A 20,866-nucleotide genomic window follows, 5' to 3' on the forward strand; every position below is an offset into this window, starting at 1 on the left:
GGTAAGTTTTCGTGGCAGTTAGAGGACGCCGAGTAATTCGAGGTATTTTCGATTAGTGGCGTAATTATCGGTTTTGATGAAGATGTAGTCGTCCATGCCAGCAGCCTTGAACGCCTCTTCGTGGTCACCGGGATAACCGGCGAGGAGCACTTTTACATTGGGGAGCTTGGCCTTGATTACCTTCATGAAGTCGGCAGCCATCGATTCGTAATCCGGGTCGCAACCGCAAATCACGGTTACTTTCGCGCCGGATGCCATCAGGGCCCTCGCCGCTTCATCCGCATCGGTGAAGCCAGGTGAGTTGATCACCTCGAAGCCACCGGTTTCTAAAAAGCTTCGGATAAAGTCCGCGCGAACCTTATGCCGTTTCAGCTTCTCAAGACAGGTGAGATAAATCTTCGGTCCGTGCTTGTGCTTGAGTTTGTAGGCGGTCGATGCGGCGCGCAGCTCCTCGTAAATTTCGGCAAGTCGGCGGTTCGGCAGCGCTTCGATGCAGACCGGTGCGTCCGCATAAGCGCGCAGTGCGCGGGAGATTTCACCCAGGCTGGCTCCGGCGATCACGGCCTCAGTAAGCTTCGCCAACTTTGCATCCAGCTTCGCCTTCTGAATGGCACCCAACATCTCGATGATCTGCTTATCCGTTTCCTCATCACAGCCGACACGCTGACGCTCCAGTTCCATTGATCGCTTGAAGCGCAGGGTGACGTAGTCTGGAATACGCGGATCGAGCGGAACTTCTTCCAGGTTCGGATACTGGTTGGTGCCGACGAGAGACATCCGCCGCTGGCCGACCATTTTTGTCTTTTGCTTGGCGACCTCCGCAATCACGTCTTGGATTACTTTGTCCTGCAAAGCTTGATAAACGCCGCCGGCAGCTTCGATCTGTTGAAAGACTTCCCAGGCCTTTTTAGCGACTTCGTTCGTGAGGTTTTCAATATACCAGCTGCCACCGGCGGGGTCGACGACCGCGGTCAGCTCACACTCTTCCTGCAGGATGATCTGCGTGTTGCGCGCAATGCGGCGCGAGAAGGCATCCGGCACGCGCAGTATCTCGTCGAACGCGCCAACCGTGAGGCTATCCACCCCGCCAACCACGCCACAAAGGGCTTCCGTCGCCGTGCGCAGCATGTTGGCGTAAGGGTCATGCTTGGTCTTATTGTTAAAACCAGTGCGCGCATGTAGCTTCATGACCTGCGCTTCTTTGTCGCCGCCCAGCTCTTTGATAATGCGCGCCCAGAGCTGACGCGCGGCACGGATCTTGGCGAGCTCCATGAAGAAGTTACCACCGATGGCGATCGTGAAGCGCATTTGTTTGGCTACTTCGCTGATGTCCATTCCGCGCTTGGTCAGCGCGCGCAGATACTCGACACCCGTTGCCAGCATAGCACCAAGCTCTTGCGTGGCGCTCGCCCCCGCAGAGTGATACGGCATCCCACTAACGCCGATTGCGCTAAAGTTGGGCATCTCCGCCGCATTCGACTTTGCGATGCAAAGCATCTCGTCATACAGTTGCTCAAGTGAAGTGGGCAAAGCCCCCGCACTGGCAAGCACTGCGAGCGGATCCAGCCCAAGGCCACCTTTTACCGCCTTCAGGTCCACGCCTTTTTGCTGCTTCAACCATGCGCGGAACAAGGCGGCGATGGGCGCACCGGCGCAACCCGCCTGAAAGTAAATCCCGATAGCCGTTGGCGCGATATCCCGGAAAGCGCGGCTAAAATCCCGGAGGCTCGCGATCGAGAGCCCGCAGGCGCAGACCTCGCCATCCTTGGCGGCATCGGGGTCCAGCCCTTTTAGCGTGGCAATGTCGAAGGTAACGTTGAGCGCATTCTGGCCTCGGTAGAGGTCCTGCAGGGCAATTTGGTTAAACTCCGCGGGCTCTCCATAAGGGAGCTCCTGGGCAATTTCCCAAGGCTCAACCCGGTACCCATCAGCATGAGCCCCGCGAGTGTATTCATCAAACCCCGGTAGGGTCGCAGCGGCCGGAGCTGCGCCCAAGTCCTCCCGGCGATAGATGGGCTGCAGCGTGATGCCCTCGGGTGTCGGCGTGAGCATTTTTTTGTCGAATGGCGCGCCTTTGAGCAGCTTGACGGCTGCATCCTTCCATTCTTCGTAGCTCGCCGCGTCGAACTCGGCAAGCAGGGACTGGTTAGCATCATTTTCCATGAGTGAGTGGATTTGTTTTTCTAATATTAAATTGATTTAATATTCAAATTACTGTTGACATGCCCATCACCTGTCAATCAGATTCTTTTATATTAAATAACTTCAGTCTAAGTTTTTCTAATCGAAATAAAAAGCCAACATCCACGACCATGATTCAAAAAATCGATCATCTGGGCATAGCGGTAAAGGACCTCGACGAGGTCGTTAAATACTACGAGGACTCCCTCGGTCTCCAATGCGAAGGCCGCGAGGAGGTGGCGTCCCAAAAGGTGCGTACCGCGTTCTTTCACGTTGGCGAGGTACACATCGAGCTGCTGGAGCCCACCGCCGACGACAGCCCCATCGCCAAGTTCCTCGAAAAGAACGGCGAGGGCATTCACCACATCGCGTTCGGCACGGACAACATCGAGGGCCAGCTCAAGCAGGCTGCCGACAGTGGTCTGCGCCTGATCCACGAAACCCCCTTTGAAGGTGCGGCCAACAAACTCGTCGCCTTCCTTCACCCGAAATCCACCCACGGCGTGCTCACCGAATTCTGCATGCCCAAGAATTAACACAACCTCAACGGTCACTCAAAACTTACTCTAGGCCATGGCCATCGATCCCAAATTACTGGAAGACCTGCAAAAGCGCCGGGAGCTCGCCGCCCAAGCCGGCGGCGCTGACAAGCTCGCCAAGCGCAAAGACAAAGGTCAAATGTCTGCCCGAGAACGGCTGGAATTCTTCTTCGAAGACGGCACGTTTCAGGAGTTCGGCATGCACGCGCAGCACACCTGCCATCGCTTCGGCATGGCGGATAAGGCCATGCCCTACGATGGCGTCGTTTGCGGCACCGGCTATGTCAATGGTCGGCCCGTGGCTGCCTTCAGCCAGGACTTCACCGTCGGCGGCGGCGCAGTGGGCCGTATTCACGCTAAGAAAATTTGCGACCTGATGGAGTACGCACACGAAGCCGGCATTCCGGTGGTCGGCGTGAATGACTCCGGCGGCGCGCGCATTCAGGAGGGCGTCGACTCACTCTCCGGCTATGGCCAGGTGTTCTTTAAGAACGTTTACCTGTCTGGTGTCGTGCCGCAGATCGCCGTGATCGCCGGGCCTTGCGCCGGGGGTGCCGCCTACTCGCCCGCCCTCACGGACTTCATCATCATGACGGAGACCAACGCCAATATGTTCATCTGCGGGCCGGATGTTATTAAAGCCGCCACGGGTGAAAAAGCCGAACTGGCGCAATTCGCTTCGGCCGCCGCGCACGCCTCCATCAGCGGCAATATTCACCTGATCGCCGAGGACGACAAGCATGCCATGGAACTCGCCTCCGAGTTACTCTCCTACCTCCCGAACAACAACATCTCCGACCCGCCCCACAATCTGGATGCGGACATCGACTTGAGCAAAGACCTCGGCATGAACGACATCGTTCCGGCCAGTCCCAAGGAGCCCCTCGACACCCACGTCGTGATCGATCTGCTCGTGGATGACGGAAACTTTTTCGAGATCCAGCCCGACTTCGCACCCAACATCATAACCGGCTTTGCCCGCATATGCGGCGTCGTGGTGGGTATCATCGGCAACCAGCCTAAGGTCAAGGCAGGCACGCTGGACATCGACAGCTCGGACAAAGGCGCGCGCTTCATCCGCACGTGCAACATATACAACATTCCGATTGTGAACCTGGTCGACGTGCCCGGCTTTATGCCCGGGCTAGCTCAGGAGCGCGGCGGCATTATCCGCCATGGTGCCAAGATGCTCTTTGCCTACGCCGCGGCCACCGTGCCGAAGATCACGCTGATCATGCGCAAGGCCTACGGTGGTGCTTACCTCGCCATGTGCTCGGCCGATATGGGTGCCGATCTAGTCTTTGCCTGGCCCACTGCCGAGATTGCGGTTATGGGTGGCGAAGGCGCGGTAAAGGTCCTCTTCCGCAACCAAATCAAGGACGCCGAGGACCCCACCGCAAAAACCAAAGAGCTCGTCGCCGAGTATCAAGGTGAGTTCGCCTCGCCTTATCAGGCCGCAGCCAACGCCATGATCACCGACGTGATCGAGCCTTCGGAAACTCGCTCAACGATCGCCCTGGCCTTGCGCAAAACGCTGACCAAGCGCGACACGCGTCCACCCAAGAAACACGGTAACATTCCACTGTAGGCCAGTCATGCAAACGCCAGCCATACTCGCGTCCATGCCGGCGCATCCTGAACTCGGCGAGAACCTCCAGTTCATTCTGGTCGGCTTCGTCTTCGTGATCATCGTGCTATTGATCCTGGCCGGAATCACGCAGTTGGTCGGCCTGCTGTTTAAGCAACCGGCCAAACCAGAAAAGTCCGCCGCCAAGGCGACACCATCTACGGCTGCCAGTTCTCCGAGCAAGAATGAACCTGCCGAAGTTACTGAAGAGCTCGACCCGGCATTGACCGCCGCCATCGTCGCCGCCGCGGTGCACGCGGTCATCGGCGATCAACCGCACCGCATCCTGAGCATCCGGCCCGCACAGCAAAGTTGGGCTCAGGAAGGTCGCCGCCAGATATTCTCATCACATACCGTTCGCTAAATAGTTTTAACCAATTTCCCACTCAATCCAATGAAACGCTTAAAGATCACCGTTGAAGGTAAAACGTATGAAGTCGAGGTCGAGATGCTCGATGACGACGGCCAACCCATGGCTTCGGCTTCGGCCCCGGTCAAGCGGTCTGCCCCGCGTCGCGCTGCCGCAGCGCCCGCCCCGGTCGGCGCACCCGCGCCCAAGTCCAGCGGTGGAAGTGCGGCGGCGGGAGATGTTCCCAGCCCGCTCTCGGCCGTAGTGGTCTCAGTCGATGTCAAAGTCGGCCAGCAAGTCAACGAAGGCGAAAAGCTGATCACGCTCGAAGCCATGAAAATGAATACCATCGTTAACGCGCCGGCCGCCGGCACCGTCAAGGCCATCCATGTGGCTGCCGGAGACGCGGTCGAAGAAGGCCAGGGCCTGATCTCCGTCGAGTAATCTGCTTGAAAGGAGAACCCAAATGGACCTCAGCAAATTAATCAGTTTAACCGGCTTTGGCGCACTTGGCTGGGAAATGATCGTCATGTGGGTGGTGGTTGCCATCCTGCTTTACCTGGCGGTTTTCAAGGAGTTTGAGCCACTGCTCTTGGTGCCCATTGCTTTTGGTGCCCTGCTGGCCAACCTCCCGACAAAGAACATGACCGACACGCCGCCCGGAGAAATCCTGAGCCCGGTTAGCGGTGTCGTGGTGGCTGCCTACGGTGAGCCCGGGCAATCCGTGCAGATGCCCGCAACGCCTCGCCAGCGTCCCAACCACATGACCAAGCTCGGCGAAGACGGCATCGAGAAAGTCTTTGACGAAGAGAATCTGCTCTACGGCGAAGGCCGCCAGACCCTGCTCTACGTCATCCGTGGCGACGAGTCGCACAGTGAAGGCGAACCCGTCTCCGTGCAAGTCCCCTGGCTGGGCTCGGATGAAACAATCACCGTGCGCGGCGATGACTACCTGGTCTGGGCCGAAGCCTCTGGCCGCATGTCCCAGGCGTTCATCAAAGCGGGTGACGCCGTGACCGCCGGCCAGCCATTGGCCCGCGTTTTCAGTGACCACAACGGGGGCTTGTTTCACTACATCTCGCTGGGGATCATCCTGGAAATTTTCCCGCCGTTGATCTTCCTGGGCGTCGGTGCGTTGACCGACTTTGGCCCACTGATCGCGAACCCGCGCACGCTGCTTCTCGGCGCTGCCGCGCAGTTCGGGGTGTTCGCTACTTACCTCGGCGCGATGGCCTCGGGATTCTTCACCAGCTCGGAAGCGGCCGCAATTGGCATCATCGGCGGGGCCGATGGACCGACCTCGATCTTTCTCGCCAATGCGCTTTCGCCAGACTTGATGGCCCCAATTGCCGTCGCCGCATATAGCTACATGGCGCTGGTCCCAGTCATCCAACCGCCGATCATGCGTGCGCTGACGACCAAGAGCGAACGCCAAATCCGCATGAAAAGCCTGCGCAAGGTAGGCCGATTGGAAAAGCTGATCTTTGCGCTGATCGTGACCATCTTCTGCATCCTGGTCGCACCCGATGCCTCACCGCTTATCGGCATGCTGATGCTGGGCAATTTCCTCCGCGAATGCGGCGTCACCCAGCGCCTCTCCAAGGCCGCGCAGAACGAGCTGATCAACATTGTCACGATCTTCCTCGGGGCCAGCGTGGGCATCACCATGACCGGTGACCGTTTCCTGAAAGCGGAGACCCTCATGATTCTCGCCCTCGGCGTCGTAGCCTTCAGCATCGCGACGGCCAGCGGCATAATCATGGCCAAGGGCATGAATCTTTTCAGCAAGAGCAAGATCAACCCGCTCATTGGCTCAGCCGGCGTCTCGGCCGTGCCAATGGCGGCGCGGGTTAGCCAGGTGGAGGGCCAAAAAGCCGACCCCAGCAACTACCTGCTGATGCACGCCATGGGGCCCAACGTCGCCGGCGTAATCGGCACGGCGCTAGCCGCGGGTTACTTCATGGCGGTCTTCGCCAGCTCACATTAAACTTTGCCATACAAAGCCAAATCCGATACATTAACTCTGCATCACAAAGCTACAAAAACTCCGAACAATCATGATGACCATGACGGCAATCCCCGAACTAACTGCAGCCGAAGCCGCTGCGATGATTAACGATGGTGACACCATCGGTTTCAGCGGATTCACCCCCGCCGGAGCCGCCAAGGCGATTCCACGCGCATTGGCCGCTCGCGCCAAAGCCGAACATGAGGCCGGGCGACCGTTCAAAATCGGCGTGGTCACCGGTGCATCCACGGGCGACTCACTCGACGGCGAACTTGCCCGCGCGGACGCCGTTGCCTGGCGCACCCCGTATCAATCGGACAAGTATCTGCGCAAGTCCATCAACGCCGGCAAGACACGCTTCTTCGACATGCACCTTTCCATGCTGCCGCAGAACGTGCGCTACGGATTCCTCGGCAAGTTCAAGTATGCGGTGATCGAAGCCTGCGATGTTTCTGAGGATGGCGAGATCATCCTGACAACCTCCGTCGGTGCCACCCCGACTTTCTGTAATGTCGCGGACAAGATCATCATCGAGCTCAATGAGAAGCACCCCAAAGGTTTGCGCGGACTGCACGATATTTACGAGCCGCTCGACCCACCCAACCGCCAGCCCATCCCGATAAACACCTGCCGCGATCGCGTGGGCACGGATGTGTTGAAAGTCGACCCGACCAAAATCGCCGGCATTGTGCGGACGGATCTGCCCGACGAAACCGGCGGCTTCAAGGAGCCCGACGGCATCACGCTCAAAATTGGTGATAACGTCGCCCGCTTCCTCGCCGAAGAGCTCAAGTCCGGTCGCATTCCGTATAAGTTTTTGCCGATCCAATCCGGCGTGGGTAACATCGCTAATGCGGTGCTCGGTGCCATGGGCCGCCATCCGGACATCCCTGCCTTCGAGATGTATTCCGAAGTGATTCAAGACTCCGTCATCGACCTAATGAAGGACGGGGCCGTGAAGTTCGCCAGCGCAACATCCCTCACCCTGAGCCCGCCCGTTCTGCAGGAAGTTTACGAAGATCTGGAGTTCTACAAAACGCGCATGCTTCTGCGTCCACAGGAAATCTCCAACCATCCGGAGATCGTACGGCGCCTGGGCATCATCTCGATCAACACCGCGATTGAGTTGGACATCTTTGGCAACGTCAACAGCACCCACGTCATGGGCAAGGACCTGATGAACGGCATTGGCGGCTCGGGTGACTTCACGCGCAACGCATTTATCTCGATCTTCACCTGTCCGTCGGTCGCTAAGGGCGGCAACATCAGCACGATCGTGCCACTGGTCAGCCACCTCGACCACAGCGAGCACAGCGTGCAAGTTGTCATCACCGATCAGGGCATAGCAGACTTGAGGGGCAAAGATCCACACGAGCGCGCCCTGGCGATCATCGACAACTGCGCGCACCCGGAGTACCGCGACAAATTGCACCGTTATTTGCAGGCCGTGAAAGACGGCCACACACCGCAAAGTTTGGGCGACGCCTACAGCATGCACCAGGCATTTCTGCAAACTGGCGACATGCACAACGTGGTATGGTCGTCACCCAAGCCACAGTAGAGTAAGTAGTAGCAGTAGTAGAGTGGACCGGCTCAGTCATACACGACTGGGCCGGTTATTTTTTTTAAAATCAGCTTAGCCAATATTGCCGCAGCTATTTTCTATGTCCAAAGAGACGGTTTGACCGTAGTCCCTTGGGCAAGATTGGTAGCACCAGCGTTTGCGCTTCAGTCCGAGTTACTAGCGCCAGATCACGCGCGCCAACCAACTGACGCCAAAGCAGGCCGTGGCCGTGAGCACGATGGCAGCACCGGAAGACCAATCGTAGTGGTAAGATACGACCAAGCCCACCACAATACTCAGCACGGCAATACCCACGGAAACCATCATCGCTGACAACACCGAACGCGCCCAGACTAATGCCGCCGCCGCCGGAGTGATGAGCAGCGCAGTAGCCATAAGCGCGCCGACCACACGCACCGCCGTCACGACGCTGAGCGCGGTGAGAAGAAGCAACAGCGTGCGCATACGATTCGGCCGGGCACCGATCACGCGCGAGTATTCCGGGTCGACGGACGAGAGCTCGATTTCCTTATTAATCAGCGTCACCGCCACCAGCACCAGACAGGTCACACCAAGGCCGAGCCAGATATCCTGCGGAGCCACACCAAGCACACTGCCGAAGAGCAGTGCGTTGAAATCACGAAACGAATTCACCTGGCTCATCATCAGCACGCCGAGCGCAAACATGCCGGAAAGCACTACGCCAATCGCAGCATCTTCCCCGACTTCGCGTCGACGCGACAACCAACCAACGCCAAACGCAGTCGCCATTGCCGCGCCCAAAGCGCCCCAGAAAATATCCACTCCACGCAGGAATGCGAACACCATGCCCGGCAATACCGTGTGAGATAATGCACCGCCGAAAAACGACATGCGCCGCTGAACAATATACACACCAATCACCGCGCAGTTGACGCCTGCCAAGACGCCGGCAATGAGCGCGCGCTGCATGAAGTCGGCCTCGAATGGATCCGTCAGCCAATCCATTATACGCTGCCCTCCTCGCGCAAGTGGCCATCGGCCAGGCGGTAGCGCGCATCAAAAAAACCAGCACCGAACTCGAGATCGTGCGTGGCCGTCACCAGTGTTTTCCCTTCAGCTTTAAGCCCGTGGAGCACTTGGCGAATCAACTCGCGGTTGTCGGAGTCGACCGCGTTAAAAGGCTCGTCCAACAGCAGCAAATCCGCGCCATGCAGTAGCGTCCGCGCGACGAGTAGACGCTGCTGTTGACCGCCGGAAAGCTCATTGATTCGTCGCTCGGCCAACGGCAAGAGTTGCAGTTTTTCGAGTAAGCGCTGAGCGGCCTCGTGCTGTTTTTTTCTGGGCCGTAAAAACCAGCCTAAGTGAATGTAACTGCCGGTCAGCACAAAGCGGCGCACGCTGATCGGGAAGCCCCAATCGATCTCGCGATGCTGCGGCAAGTAAGCTACCTGGTGGTGGCACTGCCCTACCGCATGCCCCAGCACGGTGATCTTGCCCTGGCGCAACGGAAGCAAGCCCGCAACGCTCTTCAGCAAGGTTGATTTGCCCGCACCGTTGTCCCCCAACAGTGCAATACTACGACCACGGTCGATGTTCAGGCTCACGCCGCTGAGCACCGGGTGCTCTTCACCCGCGTAACCCAAAGCGACGTCGTCAAAAACGAGCGCCGGGGCATCGTGCGCGTGATGCCCGCCACAAGTGGCATGGTAGCGTAGGAGTGGCACGGCGTTAGCGCAGGGAGTCGGTGATGGTTTCCACATTCACCCGCATCAGCGTCAGGTAGTCGGGCGCGGGTCCGTCGGCGGCAGTGATGTTGTCCGTGTATAGCGTTGCTACGGTCGGCACGCCGGCTTCGCGCTGTATCTGCTGCGCCAGGCGCGGATTCGCCGAGGCATCGATAAACAAGGCAGGCGGGCTAAATTGCTCAATCAATTTCAGCAACTCATGAAACTGCTTAGCCGAAGGATCTGGTGCCTCCGTGGACACGCTACCCAGAATGCTTGCGGGCGTAAAAAAGCCATAGCGGCGGCCGAAGTAACGCAGGTTATCATGGTAGCCGATCAAGATACGCCGGTTCGCCGCGACTTCACCCAGGCGCGCTTCAGCCCACTCATCGAGCTCAATCAGTTGATCCAAATACGCCTGACGACGCTCGTCAAAATAGTCCGCATGCGCGGGGTCCAGCTCGGCAAAGGTCAGATTAATCGCGAGCACCATCATCAGCGCTTGCTGCGGGTCCAGCCAAACGTGCGGGTCGTATTCACCATGATCATGCCCGTGGTCGTGCGCATCATGTTGGTGGCCCGTCGGCATGAGTTTGCGCATTTTGCCCCACACTTCGTTGGCTTTAATGGCATCCTCCTTGCAACATGGCGGCTTGCTCTCAGCCTTCGGGTAAAGCAGGGGCATATCTTGCCAAAAGGCGGCACCAAATTCCATTAGCTCGGCATGATCGGTTAAGACGAGCAGCTCCGCCTGACTTCCGCTGGCCTGCATCGCATCCCCCAGCCATGGCTCCAGCCCCTCGCCAAAACCGATCACCACATCTGCCTTGGCCAAAGCTCCCAACTGGCGCGGTGATGGCTCAAAGTGATGTGGGTCCATGCCCGGTCCGGCAAAAGTCGTGACGGATACTTCCTTACCGCCCACCTGCTCAGCCCAGTCCGCCACAATGCCATTGGTCGCCACGACATTGAGTCGTGCCGACAAACTGGCGGCTCCGCAGAGCAAAAACAGGATGAAGCATTTATACATCCCGCCAATTTGCAGGCGGGGCGCAGGGAATGCAATTCATTTGCAGTAAGTTATGTGGCGTAGCGACCGTAGATAAAGATCTCCACCTGCTCAGCCTGGAAGCCTTCGGGCAGGTTGTCAGGCTGGATTTTGAAATCGACGCCATCGGCCAAGACTACGCGATTGGTGTCGCGGCAAACGACGAGGGTACGGTGCCCATTACCAGGCAGCATATAGCACGTACGGTGGCCAGGTACCTCGATTGGTTCGATCTCGTTGTTGTCCAGCAGCAGTCGAATATTACGATAAACTGTCGCGATTCCTAAGCCCGGCGCCGACTCTGCGGCACGCTCCTGAATCTCCTTGGGCGTAAGCGGGTGTTCGGCATTTTTTAACGTGTTCAGAATTGCGGCGCGCTGTTTGGTATCTCTAAAATTTTTCCCCATTTCGCTGATAGTTCTTATAACTTACTGCCTATCAGCAGATTCGTTTTCAATGAAAAACGCAGAAAAAGTGATATTTACTACTATTGATAGTTAATTCTCAAATATCGTAAAAGAAATACGATTCATGTTTTATTCCGCAAACGGGCGATTAATAAAATACCAACTAACCACCCACACTCCAGCGGGGCGACCGTCTCGGGGTGGTGACTCCCGCTCCAGGCAAATCAGGCCGCTTTTCTTAAAATTAATGCAGTCTGAGAAAACGTCTCCCGTGAGCAGCCACGAGGTCAAAATTGATAAATGCGGGTTATGCCCAACAAACATTAGGTCCTGTGATGTTTCCCAAAGCAGGTTACCCAGCGCGGTAGGATCGTCCATCGGAGCCAGGCCAACAGTCTCAACCAAGGGTGCCTCCAGCTTGAGCCCATCGTGAAGCAGCTCAGCGGTTTGTCGAGCGCGCACCAGCTTACTATGATGGATTGCTCGCAGGCCGGAGAGCTCTTTACGCTTCACGCGGTCGCACAGCTTGGCGATGGAGCGCACGCCCTTGGGGGTCAGTTCCCGAGCTTCGTCGGTAGGGAAATCGTAACTGGCTTCGGCGTGTCGCAGCAGATAAAGTCTCATACTCACATCATGACACAAACACGGTAAAGGTCCAGTCAGTGCTGGCGTTTATTCATCCTCGTCGATGTTCGGATCGGTCCCGGCATTGGCAGGGAGCTCGTGCGGTAAGGCCCAATAATAAGTCATTAGCCAAAGGCTCCAGGCCCACGGATAAATAACGGCTGGCACAACCACCCCAACCGTTGCCCCAATTAGCCCTAAGGTCGTTAGTGAGATCACCCCCGCTGCATAAAGAGCCAGCAACAGCGGCAAACAACCGAACACCGTCAGCCCGTAATTCCAGACAACTGCCCCGAGAAAAAACCCGTCACTACGCGCCATCTTCATCGCGCACCGGGGGCAGCGATAGCACAACTTGAACCACGCGCGAAAGATCGGTCGCCCCCCGCAGTTTGGACAACGGTTGGTCAGGCCACGGGTAACGATTTGCCATCGGCTAACGGTGGGTGCTTCCATTGCGCCAAGATGATTCATCCACCAAGCAAATCAAGCTATGAGTCGACCTTGGGAGCACGCCAGGAAAACGGTTCAGGCAGGTCGCCGTATGGGTGCGTATTAAACGCCGACTCCGGCTCGCGCCCAAACCAGCGCCAGTCAATAAATTCTAGCAAACGCGCTAAGTCTTCCGGCGCATAAAAGTGCCCGCCCTCCCGCAGGTGGAAGGCGTGATCTTCCGCCGCATCGAGAAAACCATAAACTTGCTTAACCGCTCGCGAACACTGCACCATGCCCCGCTGGTTCGACCAGTGGTCATCCAGGGCGTAAGTATGCAGCAAGGGTCGCGGCGCAATCGCTGCCAACAAACAATGCTGATCGAATGGTAAACGCTCAGGCTCACCAATGTATTCATCCAGCCCCCGGCCAAACCATGAGTACAGATCACGCACAATGTTCAGCGTTTCCCCGCCCGGGCCAACATAACGAAATGAAGCCGAGCCGCCGGCACCCGAGGCGTTGTCATGCACCAGGGCAATCCGGGGATCCGTAGCACCCGCCAACAGAGTAGTTTTACCGCCGCGCGAATGTCCGCTAATAGCAATTTTCGAAGCATCGATATACGAAAGCTCAGTCAATAAATCGACTGCGCGATGATACGCCCAGGCCCAGGCGGCGATCGCGCCAAACCCCTTGCCCGGATACACATCGTAAAGCCCTCCACTGCGCTTTTGCTTGTCGACCACATCCGGATAAACCAGATCCTCCGCCATTTCCGTTCGATCAAAGACCGCCAGCGCCATACCTCGACCGAGCACGCTTCGGATCATGTCGTCGCTCAGATAATGCCAGCAACCGTCCCCGTAGAGTATCGTCGGGAATAGCCCCTCCCCCGCTGGCGCATATATTTTCACCCCGAGCGCAATCGGCCATTCCCCGCCATGGCATCGCACACTGTAGGAGTTCAAGCGGGAGCCATCGTCCCACCGGCGGATGCGCGCATGACACCTTGACTCGATAACCACATGCTCTGGCGCAGGCGGCATCCCGCCATATTCCAAGTTCACGACTTGCTCCAACCAGTATGATGACTGTGCCGCCCATTCTTCCGGCGAGCGGACCCGCCCACCATCCTTCTTCGCGAATAAATCTGCCAGTGGCAGGGCGTTAATCTTTGACTCGGCGGCAAGGTGCTGATGAGGGGGCATGCCGGAATAGATTACCGCGATTTCAGGGCAGTGAAAGTCTGTTTTTTTGCGCGGCGGACTGAAAACGCGGCTAATTGTTTCAAGTGCAGCTTCTTAGGTGGTGAGCATCTCCGTTTGACAGGCGTGAGGACCCAGCCAAGCATTAATCAAAACATACGATGAGCAGGAGATTGCCGAGCTCGATTCGTCCGAGCCCACTTACCATATTCGCTTTGACGTCGAGCCACGGCCCGTTACTCAGTCGCAATAATGGCCAAGCAACGAATTTCAGCCGGTTTGCTGATGTATGACGACTCCGGTGACGAGCTCCGGGTTTTCATCGCGCACCCGGGTGGGCCGTTCTTTAAAAAGAAGGACGCCGGGCATTGGTCCATCCCCAAAGGCGAGCCCGACCCGGGCGAAGAAGACCTGCTGGAAGTCGCGCGCCGGGAGTTTGCGGAGGAAATTGGCCTGATCCCACCCGCCAAAACAGACCCCAACGTTATTTTTTGGCCACTGGACACGATTAAGCAAAAGGGCGGCAAGGTCGTCCATGCCTGGGCCTTTCGCGGCGATTGGCCAGAGGGCCGTGAAGTTGTCAGCAACGAAATCCCCATCGAATGGCCGCCCAAGAGCGGTAAGACGGTCTACATCCCGGAAGTCGACCGCGTAGCCATGGTCTCGCTCAGCGAAGCCAAGCATTTGCTGAAAGAATCGCAGTGGCCTTTAATAGAGCGCCTAGCGGCGGTTTTAGGGCGGTGAGTTCGAAAGTTGGAAGGTTTGAAGGTTCGAAAGTTTAGTGACTTACGAATATCCCGAAAGCCAATCCCCCATCTCACAACCATCCAACATTCCAACCTTCGAACCTTCAAACGTTCCAACTTTCCAACCTTCGAACCTTCAAACGTTCCAACTTTCCAACCTTCGAACCCCCAAACATCCCCTCCTCCTAGCCTCATCACAGCATAAATCTAGGGTAGAAGCCTTTTCAAAAACCAGCCGGTGAGTGCGAAATCGCCAAGTGATAAGGACTTCTGGGCATTTCCTCCTTTACACGAGGCCGGGAAAGGCGAAACTTCGGGGCTAGCCCAACTTTATCAACGTAACTAATTCCCATTTTAGCTTGTGACATCCGCTGACGATTTTGTTCTCCAACTTATGCAGGACCGCGGCCTGGTAGGCGCGGATACCGTCGATCAGGCGTTGGCCGAAGCCAGCGCCAAAGAAGAGCCGCCCGAAAACCTCGATGGTGAAGCCATTGAGATGATTGTGGCCAGCGGCGCCTGCACCCACCAACAGATTGTTGAAGCCCTCGCCGAGGAATTCAACATGGAGACCATTGACCTCAATGACATCCGCGTCTCCCACGAGGCGCTGGAACTGGTCAAGCGCGACATGGCCGCGCGCTACCACGTCTTTCCCATTGAGGTCGATGGCAACACCCTGGAACTCGCCACCTGCGACCCGCTCGATGTCGACTCGATCGACAGCCTCAGCCACGTGCTGAAGATGAGCGTTAACACCCGCTTGACCACGCCCGAGCAGATCGCCAAGGCCATTGAGAATTACTACGATTCTCCTGAAGCCAGCGGACTGGAAGGCATGGACAGCCTCTATAAAGACGTTCTCGGCGAGGATGACATCAACATCGAGCTCCCGACGGGTGACGAAGACAATACCGACGAAGAGGCCGCGCCGATCATTCGCTATGTGCACATGATCATCACGGAGGCCATTAAGCGTCGCGGGTCCGACATCCACATGGAGCCGCTGGAAAAGCGCTTCCGCGTCCGCTACCGCATTGACGGTCGCCTGGTGGAGGTGGAAAACCCGCCCAAGCGCCTGCAGCCGGCTATCATTTCACGCATTAAGCTGATGGCCAACGTGTCCATTGCCGAAAAGCGCGTCCCGCAGGACGGTCGTATTCAGATGCGCGCTTCCGGCAAAGATATCGACTTGCGCGTCTCAGTGCTACCAACGGTTTACGGCGAGTCTATCGTCATGCGTATTCTCGACAAGGAAGGCCTCAATCTCGGCCTGCCGCAGCTGGGTTTCTTCTCGGACGACCAAGCCAATTTCGAGAAAATCATTGCGATGCCCGATGGCGTGTTCCTCGTCACCGGTCCGACGGGGTCGGGTAAGTCCACCACGCTTTATTCCGCGCTCAATTACGTCAACCACCCCGACCGCAAAATCATCACCGTCGAAGACCCGGTTGAGTATCAGATGGGCGGCATCAACCAGGTGCAGGTCCGCAAAGATGTCGGCATGACGTTCTCCGCCGCGCTTCGCTCGATGCTTCGCCAAGCGCCGAACATCATCATGGTCGGGGAAATTCGAGACTTGGAAACGGCTGAAATCGCGATTAATGCGTCGCTGACCGGTCACATGGTGTTCTCCACGCTCCACACCAATGACGCGCCAAGTGCCGTTACCCGTTTGTCGAATATTGGCGTAAAGCCGTTCCTGATTTCCGCCGCTTTGCGCGGTGCACTGGCGCAGCGACTGGTGCGACGCATCTGCAACAATTGTAAGAAGCCCCACCTGCCGGAAGTCCACGAAATCAACGCCATGGGTATGCCCGACTCCCAACTAGCCGATATCGAATTCTTCAAGGGTGAAGGCTGTGGCAAGTGCAACAACACCGGTTGCAAAGGCCGTATGGGCATCTTTGAGTTCTTCGTCGTTACCGAGGAAGTCCAGCAGATGATTTACGAAAACCGCACCCTGGTCGAACTGCGCACCAAGGCGCGCGAGGCTGGCATGCGCTCCATGCGCGAGGACGGCTTCCGCAAGGTTGTCGCTGGCATGACCACCATCGAAGAAGTCCTCCACGTCACCGTGGGCGACATGAGCTAATGAAATGTAAAATGCAAAATTCAAAGTTCAAAAATCAAACAGGCACCAGACTGGCTGCGGTTATTTTTTTGCATTTTGCATTTTTAATTTTGAATTCAGAAGGACGCCCATGAGCTACGAAATGAATGAATTGCTCAACCTGATGTGCGATGAAGGCGCGTCAGACCTCCATATTCAGGTAGGCCAACCTCCCACTCTGCGCACCGGCGGCTCGATGGTGCCAGTCGATGGTCCGGACCTGGAGCCCCAGGACACCGAGGCGCTCATGGAGGCCATCACTTCCGACGCCCATCAACAAAAGCTAAAGACCGTCGGCGGGGCGGACTTCGGTTTCGCCTTCATGGACAAAGCGCGCTTCCGCGTGTCCGTCATGAAGGCCAAGGGCAACTACGGCATGGTGCTTCGCCAAATCCCGAACAAACTGTTCGGCCTGCGCGAGATTGGCCTGCCCGACAAAGTAAAAGACCTTCTGACCCGCCCGCGCGGCCTGATCCTCGTCACCGGTCCAACCGGCTCCGGCAAGTCCACCACCCTCGCCTCGATGATCAACTGGATCAACGAGAACCTGGACGGCCACATTATCACGATTGAGGACCCGATTGAATATTACCACGACCACAAGCGCTGCATCGTCACCCAGCGCGAAGTCGGCGTGGATGTTCCCAGCTTCGCCGAGGCCATTCGTGGTGCGCTTCGCCAGGACCCGGACATCATTCTCGTCGGGGAAATGCGCGACCTGGAAACCATCGAAGCCGCTGTTTCGGCGGCGGAAACCGGCCACCTTGTTTTTGGCACCCTGCACACCACCGGGGCTGCGCGCACGGTCGACCGTATCGTCGACGCATTTCCTGCCGAAACCAAGGACCAGATTCGCACGCAGCTGGCCTCGTCCATCGTCTCTGTTATTTCGCAGGTGCTTTGCCGCAAGGTCGGCGGCGGCCGCATCGCCAGCTACGAGATCATGGTCACTACCGACTCCATCTCCGCGCTGATTCGCGAAAACAAGACCTACCGCATCAATTCCGACATCCAGACGGGTGCCAACCTGGGAATGATCTCCCTGGATGCTCACCTGCTCAGCCTTTTCAACCGCGGGTTTATCACCGGAGAAACCTGCATAGAAAAATCTCAATTGCCCGACGAGATGCGCCAGAAGGTCGCCTCCATGGCCGCGCATAACCGTTAACACATCGCCCGCTTTTGTTGCCTACCCATGTTTGAAGATCACAACGACACCATTTACGAGATCCTTCAGGAAAGTAACCTGATTGATACCGCTCAACTGGACGACCTGAACCAGGCCCACATCAACACCGGCAAGGCCCTGGCCGAGGAAGCCATCGACTCTGAGCTCATCGATCGCAATGAGCTGCTGCAGTTGGTCGCGGACTACCTTCAGTATGAGTATCTGGAAACGCCTCCGGAGCGCATCGACCAGGAAATCGTTGAGTCCGTCAAGCCCTCCGTGGCCCGCATGTATGCCGTTTTACCACTGCGCGTTGACGACAGCTCGATCGACCTCCTCGCCAAGGACCCGTTTAATAACAGCATTATTGACGACCTCACATTCTCGCTCAGCAAGGATGTAAACCTCGTCATCACCGACCCGGACCACCTGGACAACCTCATTGTCCAGCACTATGGCAGCGAAGACTCCTCCATCGACGACCTGCTCGATGAAATCCGCTCCTCCGAGGCGGAAGTCGACGCCAGCCAGGACATGTCCGCCAGCGAGCTGACCAACCTCGCGAACGAAACGCCGATCATCCGCTTCGTGAACCTCGTCCTCCAGCAGGCGATTCGCGACAAGGCGTCCGACATCCACTTTGAGCCCTTTGAGACGCAATTCCGCATCCGTTACCGTATTGACGGCGCGCTCTATGAAATGGCCCCGCCCCCGAGTAACCTCGCCGTGCCGGTCATTTCCCGTATCAAGGTCCTCTCCAGCCTGAACATCGCCGAGCGCCGCATTCCGCAGGATGGTCGTATTAAAATGACCATCGCCGGCCGTCCGGTCGACCTCCGTGTATCGACGCTGCCCACGCAGTTTGGCGAGTCGGTCGTGTTGCGCGTTTTGGACAAATCCGTCGTCAACCTGGACCTGGAAAACCTGTCCATGCCGGACGACATCATGCAGAACATCCGCCGTCTGGTGGCGCTGCCGAACGGTATTTTCATTGTCACCGGCCCAACCGGTTCCGGTAAAACGACCACGCTGTACTCCGCGCTGCGCGAGGTAAACAAGGTCGACACCAAGATTTTGACCGCTGAAGACCCGGTGGAATACGAGATCGACGGCATTATGCAGGTGGCCATTAACCACACGGTGGGTCTCAACTTCGCCGCCGCGCTGCGCTCCTTCCTGCGTCAAGACCCGGACAAGATCATGGTCGGTGAGATTCGTGACCTCGAAACCGCCCAGATCGCGGTGCAGGCCTCCCTCACGGGTCACGTGGTGCTCTCAACGCTCCACACCAACGATGCCCCCGGCGCGGTGACCCGTATGATCGACATGGGTCTGGAGCCGTTCCTGATTTCCGCATCACTGGAAGGCGTTCTTGGCCAACGCCTTGTGCGCCGCATCTGCCCAACTTGCCGCACCGCTTACGAGCCCGATGCTGAGTTGATCGACGTCCTCGGCATCGACCCGTTGGAAATCGCCGACAAGCAATTCTACTACGGCAAAGGCTGCGCCGAGTGCAGCCAAACCGGCTACCGCGGTCGCCAGGGCCTCTTCGAGATGATGGCCATCAGCGACACCATTCGCGATCTCATCACCCAGAAGGCACCCACGCTCGTGCTCAAGCAGAAAGCGCTTGAGCAAGGCATGCGCACCCTGCGCGATGACGGCCTCCGCGCAATTTTTGACGGCGCAACCACCATCGAAGAGGTGTTAAAGTATACCTAGAGTTTAGAAACGCGGCATTTTCACCTTTATCCGTGCCGTCTGGCGCACATTAACATTGTCACTTTGACGCCATCATCCCAACTTAAACGCTTCCTTACCTGACACACGCTTAGACCCCATGGCAAAATATAGCTACACCGCAATTGATCCTTCCGGCAAACAAAAGACCGGCAATATTGACGCATCCTCAGAAGAAGACGCACAAAACAAGCTCTCGGGCATGGGGTTGATGGTCAGCAGCATCAATAAATCTGCTGACGCGCCTAAGAAGTCCCGACGAGCCACCACCGCAGCCAAGGCCGGCGGCAAGAAGAGCGGCGGCTTGAACTTCGGTGCCGTCATCAATCAGGAAGACCTGACCATTTTCACCCGCCAGATGGCCACCCTGCTCCAAGCGGGCCTGCCCCTGCTGCGAAGCCTGGAAGTGATGATCCGCCAGGAGAAGAACCCGCGCTTCAAAGACGTCCTCGTGCAAATCGCCGACAACGTTCGCTCGGGTAACAATCTTTCCGACGGCCTCGCCCAGCACCCCAAGATTTTCAAGCCACTTTTTGTCAATATGATCAAGGCCGGTGAGGCTGGCGGCGTCCTCGACGTCGTTCTGACCCGTCTGGCCAAGTTCATGGAAAAGGACCTGAAGACGCGCAAGAAGATCAAGTCCGCGATGATCTACCCGATCGTCATTATCTCGGTGGCACTCATCATTGTGATGGGTCTGCTCATGTTCATCGTGCCGAAGTTTCAGGAAATTTTCGAAACGATGCTCAAGGGCAAGTCCATGCCAGCGCTAACGGAGTTTGTCATTAATGCCGGTAACATCGTGAAACCCACCGGCATCATCGACTTTTTCATCAAGATCATCGCTCTGGCGATCATCATTGTCATCTTCAAGGTCCTGATCGGCACCGGCCCTGGCCAGAAGGCCAAAGACTGGCTCGCGCTCAATACTCCCAAGGTGGGTGAGCTCGTCAGCAAGGCTGCGATTTCGCGCTTTACCCGCACCTTCGGCACCCTGCTCTCTTCCGGCGTGCCGATTCTGCAATCCCTGAACATCACCCGCGACGTCATCGGCAACAGCCGTATTGCCCACGCCCTAAACCGTGTGCATGACCGCGTTCGTGACGGTGAAAGCCTCGCAACTCCGCTGGAACAGCAGAAGATCTTCCCGACCATGGTCACCAGTATGATCGACGTTGGTGAGGAAACCGGTGAGCTGGCCGAGATGCTTAATCGCATTGCGGACAACTACGATGAAGACGTGGACAACGCCGTGAACTCGATCACGTCCATCATCGAGCCGATCATGATTATCTTCCTCGCGATCATTGTTGGTACCATCGTTATCGCGCTGTTCTTGCCGATTATCTCCATCATTCAGAACCTCACCTAAGCAGGTTTAATCTTTACGAAAAAGCCCGGTTCGC

At 57.1% G+C, this 20,866-nt stretch carries 19 protein-coding genes; 11 read left to right on the forward strand and 8 right to left on the reverse strand.

Going from position 1 to position 20,866, the window contains the following annotated elements; genetic code table 11:
- Positions 1-18: 18 nt before the first annotated feature.
- Positions 19-2,163, reverse strand: a complete 2,145-nt coding sequence (locus O3S85_RS11665) for a methylmalonyl-CoA mutase family protein (RefSeq protein ID WP_269540552.1) — start codon at positions 2,161-2,163, stop codon at positions 19-21.
- A 149-nt stretch (positions 2,164-2,312) separates the two neighbouring features.
- On the opposite strand from O3S85_RS11665, the gene mce reads away from it, so the two are divergent.
- The 6 genes from mce (at position 2,313) to O3S85_RS11695 (ending at position 8,265) form a co-directional block, all read left to right on the forward strand.
- The gene (mce, locus tag O3S85_RS11670; RefSeq protein ID WP_269540553.1) at positions 2,313-2,717 is read left to right on the forward strand and encodes a methylmalonyl-CoA epimerase; all 405 of its coding nucleotides are present in this window, start codon (positions 2,313-2,315) and stop codon (positions 2,715-2,717) included.
- A gap of 37 nt (positions 2,718-2,754) precedes the next feature.
- A complete protein-coding gene (locus tag O3S85_RS11675) occupies positions 2,755-4,308 on the forward strand; it encodes an acyl-CoA carboxylase subunit beta (RefSeq protein WP_269540554.1) in 1,554 nt (517 codons plus the stop codon).
- A gap of 7 nt (positions 4,309-4,315) precedes the next feature.
- Entirely contained in the window at positions 4,316-4,711 is a 396-nt protein-coding gene (locus O3S85_RS11680; protein ID WP_269540555.1) for an OadG family protein, read from the forward strand.
- A 30-nt stretch (positions 4,712-4,741) separates the two neighbouring features.
- Positions 4,742-5,140, forward strand: coding sequence for a biotin/lipoyl-containing protein (locus O3S85_RS11685; RefSeq protein WP_269540556.1), 399 nt, complete (start codon positions 4,742-4,744; stop codon positions 5,138-5,140).
- A gap of 85 nt (positions 5,141-5,225) precedes the next feature.
- Positions 5,226-6,683: a sodium ion-translocating decarboxylase subunit beta gene (locus O3S85_RS11690; protein ID WP_343218951.1), complete on the forward strand. Its 1,458-nt coding sequence runs from the start codon at positions 5,226-5,228 to the stop codon at positions 6,681-6,683.
- 79 nt (positions 6,684-6,762) lie between these two features.
- Entirely contained in the window at positions 6,763-8,265 is a 1,503-nt protein-coding gene (locus O3S85_RS11695; protein ID WP_269540558.1) for a butyryl-CoA:acetate CoA transferase, read from the forward strand.
- A 180-nt stretch (positions 8,266-8,445) separates the two neighbouring features.
- Here the strand turns inward: O3S85_RS11695 and O3S85_RS11700 are convergent, their stop codons facing one another.
- The 7 genes from O3S85_RS11700 to O3S85_RS11730 form a co-directional block, all read right to left on the reverse strand.
- On the reverse strand, positions 8,446-9,255 hold the full coding sequence (locus O3S85_RS11700; RefSeq protein WP_269540559.1) for a metal ABC transporter permease: 810 nt from the start codon (positions 9,253-9,255) through the stop codon (positions 8,446-8,448).
- On the reverse strand, positions 9,255-9,974 hold the full coding sequence (locus O3S85_RS11705) for a metal ABC transporter ATP-binding protein (RefSeq protein ID WP_269540560.1): 720 nt from the start codon (positions 9,972-9,974) through the stop codon (positions 9,255-9,257). Before O3S85_RS11705 ends, O3S85_RS11700 begins: the two co-directional genes overlap by 1 nt.
- 4 nt (positions 9,975-9,978) lie before the next feature.
- A complete protein-coding gene (locus tag O3S85_RS11710; RefSeq protein WP_269540561.1) occupies positions 9,979-11,004 on the reverse strand; it encodes a metal ABC transporter substrate-binding protein in 1,026 nt (341 codons plus the stop codon).
- Positions 11,005-11,054: 50 nt separating this feature from the next.
- The gene (locus O3S85_RS11715; protein ID WP_269540562.1) at positions 11,055-11,429 is read right to left on the reverse strand and encodes a Fur family transcriptional regulator; all 375 of its coding nucleotides are present in this window, start codon (positions 11,427-11,429) and stop codon (positions 11,055-11,057) included.
- A gap of 129 nt (positions 11,430-11,558) precedes the next feature.
- Positions 11,559-12,053, reverse strand: a complete 495-nt coding sequence (gene sixA, locus O3S85_RS11720; RefSeq protein WP_269540563.1) for a phosphohistidine phosphatase SixA — start codon at positions 12,051-12,053, stop codon at positions 11,559-11,561.
- A gap of 48 nt (positions 12,054-12,101) precedes the next feature.
- Positions 12,102-12,509 (reverse strand): hypothetical protein, encoded by a 408-nt coding sequence (locus tag O3S85_RS11725; protein WP_269540564.1) that lies wholly within the window; start codon positions 12,507-12,509, stop codon positions 12,102-12,104.
- A 35-nt stretch (positions 12,510-12,544) separates the two neighbouring features.
- Positions 12,545-13,696 (reverse strand): alpha/beta hydrolase family protein, encoded by a 1,152-nt coding sequence (locus O3S85_RS11730; protein ID WP_269540565.1) that lies wholly within the window; start codon positions 13,694-13,696, stop codon positions 12,545-12,547.
- Between the two features lie 249 nt (positions 13,697-13,945).
- Between O3S85_RS11730 and O3S85_RS11735 the strand changes: the two genes are divergently transcribed.
- The 5 genes from O3S85_RS11735 (at position 13,946) to O3S85_RS11755 (ending at position 20,832) form a co-directional block, all read left to right on the forward strand.
- Positions 13,946-14,437 carry an NUDIX domain-containing protein gene (locus O3S85_RS11735; RefSeq protein WP_269540566.1) on the forward strand — a complete coding sequence of 164 codons (492 nt, stop codon included), beginning with the start codon at positions 13,946-13,948 and terminating at the stop codon, positions 14,435-14,437.
- Between the two features lie 396 nt (positions 14,438-14,833).
- Positions 14,834-16,534 (forward strand): GspE/PulE family protein, encoded by a 1,701-nt coding sequence (locus O3S85_RS11740; protein WP_425499852.1) that lies wholly within the window; start codon positions 14,834-14,836, stop codon positions 16,532-16,534.
- Positions 16,535-16,643: 109 nt separating this feature from the next.
- Positions 16,644-17,720 carry a type IV pilus twitching motility protein PilT gene (locus tag O3S85_RS11745; protein ID WP_269540568.1) on the forward strand — a complete coding sequence of 359 codons (1,077 nt, stop codon included), beginning with the start codon at positions 16,644-16,646 and terminating at the stop codon, positions 17,718-17,720.
- Positions 17,721-17,747: 27 nt separating this feature from the next.
- Positions 17,748-19,442 (forward strand): GspE/PulE family protein, encoded by a 1,695-nt coding sequence (locus O3S85_RS11750; protein WP_269540569.1) that lies wholly within the window; start codon positions 17,748-17,750, stop codon positions 19,440-19,442.
- A 118-nt stretch (positions 19,443-19,560) separates the two neighbouring features.
- Positions 19,561-20,832 (forward strand): type II secretion system F family protein, encoded by a 1,272-nt coding sequence (locus O3S85_RS11755; protein WP_269540570.1) that lies wholly within the window; start codon positions 19,561-19,563, stop codon positions 20,830-20,832.
- Positions 20,833-20,866: the final 34 nt, after the last annotated feature.

This window comes from Cerasicoccus sp. TK19100, assembly GCF_027257155.1.
Classification (GTDB): Bacteria; Verrucomicrobiota; Verrucomicrobiia; order Opitutales; family Cerasicoccaceae; genus Cerasicoccus; species Cerasicoccus fimbriatus.

Excerpts from the sequence above, each read along its gene's own strand:
- O3S85_RS11665 (WP_269540552.1), bottom strand. The coding sequence starts at position 2,163 with ATGGAAAATGATGCTAACCAGTCCCTGCTTGCCGAGTTCGACGCGGCG.
- mce (WP_269540553.1), top strand. The coding sequence starts at position 2,313 with ATGATTCAAAAAATCGATCATCTGGGCATAGCGGTAAAGGACCTCGAC.
- O3S85_RS11675 (WP_269540554.1), top strand. The coding sequence starts at position 2,755 with ATGGCCATCGATCCCAAATTACTGGAAGACCTGCAAAAGCGCCGGGAG.
- O3S85_RS11680 (WP_269540555.1), top strand. The coding sequence starts at position 4,316 with ATGCAAACGCCAGCCATACTCGCGTCCATGCCGGCGCATCCTGAACTC.
- O3S85_RS11685 (WP_269540556.1), top strand. The coding sequence starts at position 4,742 with ATGAAACGCTTAAAGATCACCGTTGAAGGTAAAACGTATGAAGTCGAG.
- O3S85_RS11690 (WP_343218951.1), top strand. The coding sequence starts at position 5,226 with ATGTGGGTGGTGGTTGCCATCCTGCTTTACCTGGCGGTTTTCAAGGAG.
- O3S85_RS11695 (WP_269540558.1), top strand. The coding sequence starts at position 6,763 with ATGACGGCAATCCCCGAACTAACTGCAGCCGAAGCCGCTGCGATGATT.
- O3S85_RS11700 (WP_269540559.1), bottom strand. The coding sequence starts at position 9,255 with ATGGATTGGCTGACGGATCCATTCGAGGCCGACTTCATGCAGCGCGCG.
- O3S85_RS11710 (WP_269540561.1), bottom strand. The coding sequence starts at position 11,004 with ATGTATAAATGCTTCATCCTGTTTTTGCTCTGCGGAGCCGCCAGTTTG.
- O3S85_RS11715 (WP_269540562.1), bottom strand. The coding sequence starts at position 11,429 with ATGGGGAAAAATTTTAGAGATACCAAACAGCGCGCCGCAATTCTGAAC.
- sixA (WP_269540563.1), bottom strand. The coding sequence starts at position 12,053 with ATGAGACTTTATCTGCTGCGACACGCCGAAGCCAGTTACGATTTCCCT.
- O3S85_RS11725 (WP_269540564.1), bottom strand. The coding sequence starts at position 12,509 with ATGGAAGCACCCACCGTTAGCCGATGGCAAATCGTTACCCGTGGCCTG.
- O3S85_RS11730 (WP_269540565.1), bottom strand. The coding sequence starts at position 13,696 with ATGCCCCCTCATCAGCACCTTGCCGCCGAGTCAAAGATTAACGCCCTG.
- O3S85_RS11735 (WP_269540566.1), top strand. The coding sequence starts at position 13,946 with ATGGCCAAGCAACGAATTTCAGCCGGTTTGCTGATGTATGACGACTCC.
- O3S85_RS11740 (WP_425499852.1), top strand. The coding sequence starts at position 14,834 with ATGCAGGACCGCGGCCTGGTAGGCGCGGATACCGTCGATCAGGCGTTG.
- O3S85_RS11745 (WP_269540568.1), top strand. The coding sequence starts at position 16,644 with ATGAGCTACGAAATGAATGAATTGCTCAACCTGATGTGCGATGAAGGC.
- O3S85_RS11750 (WP_269540569.1), top strand. The coding sequence starts at position 17,748 with ATGTTTGAAGATCACAACGACACCATTTACGAGATCCTTCAGGAAAGT.
- O3S85_RS11755 (WP_269540570.1), top strand. The coding sequence starts at position 19,561 with ATGGCAAAATATAGCTACACCGCAATTGATCCTTCCGGCAAACAAAAG.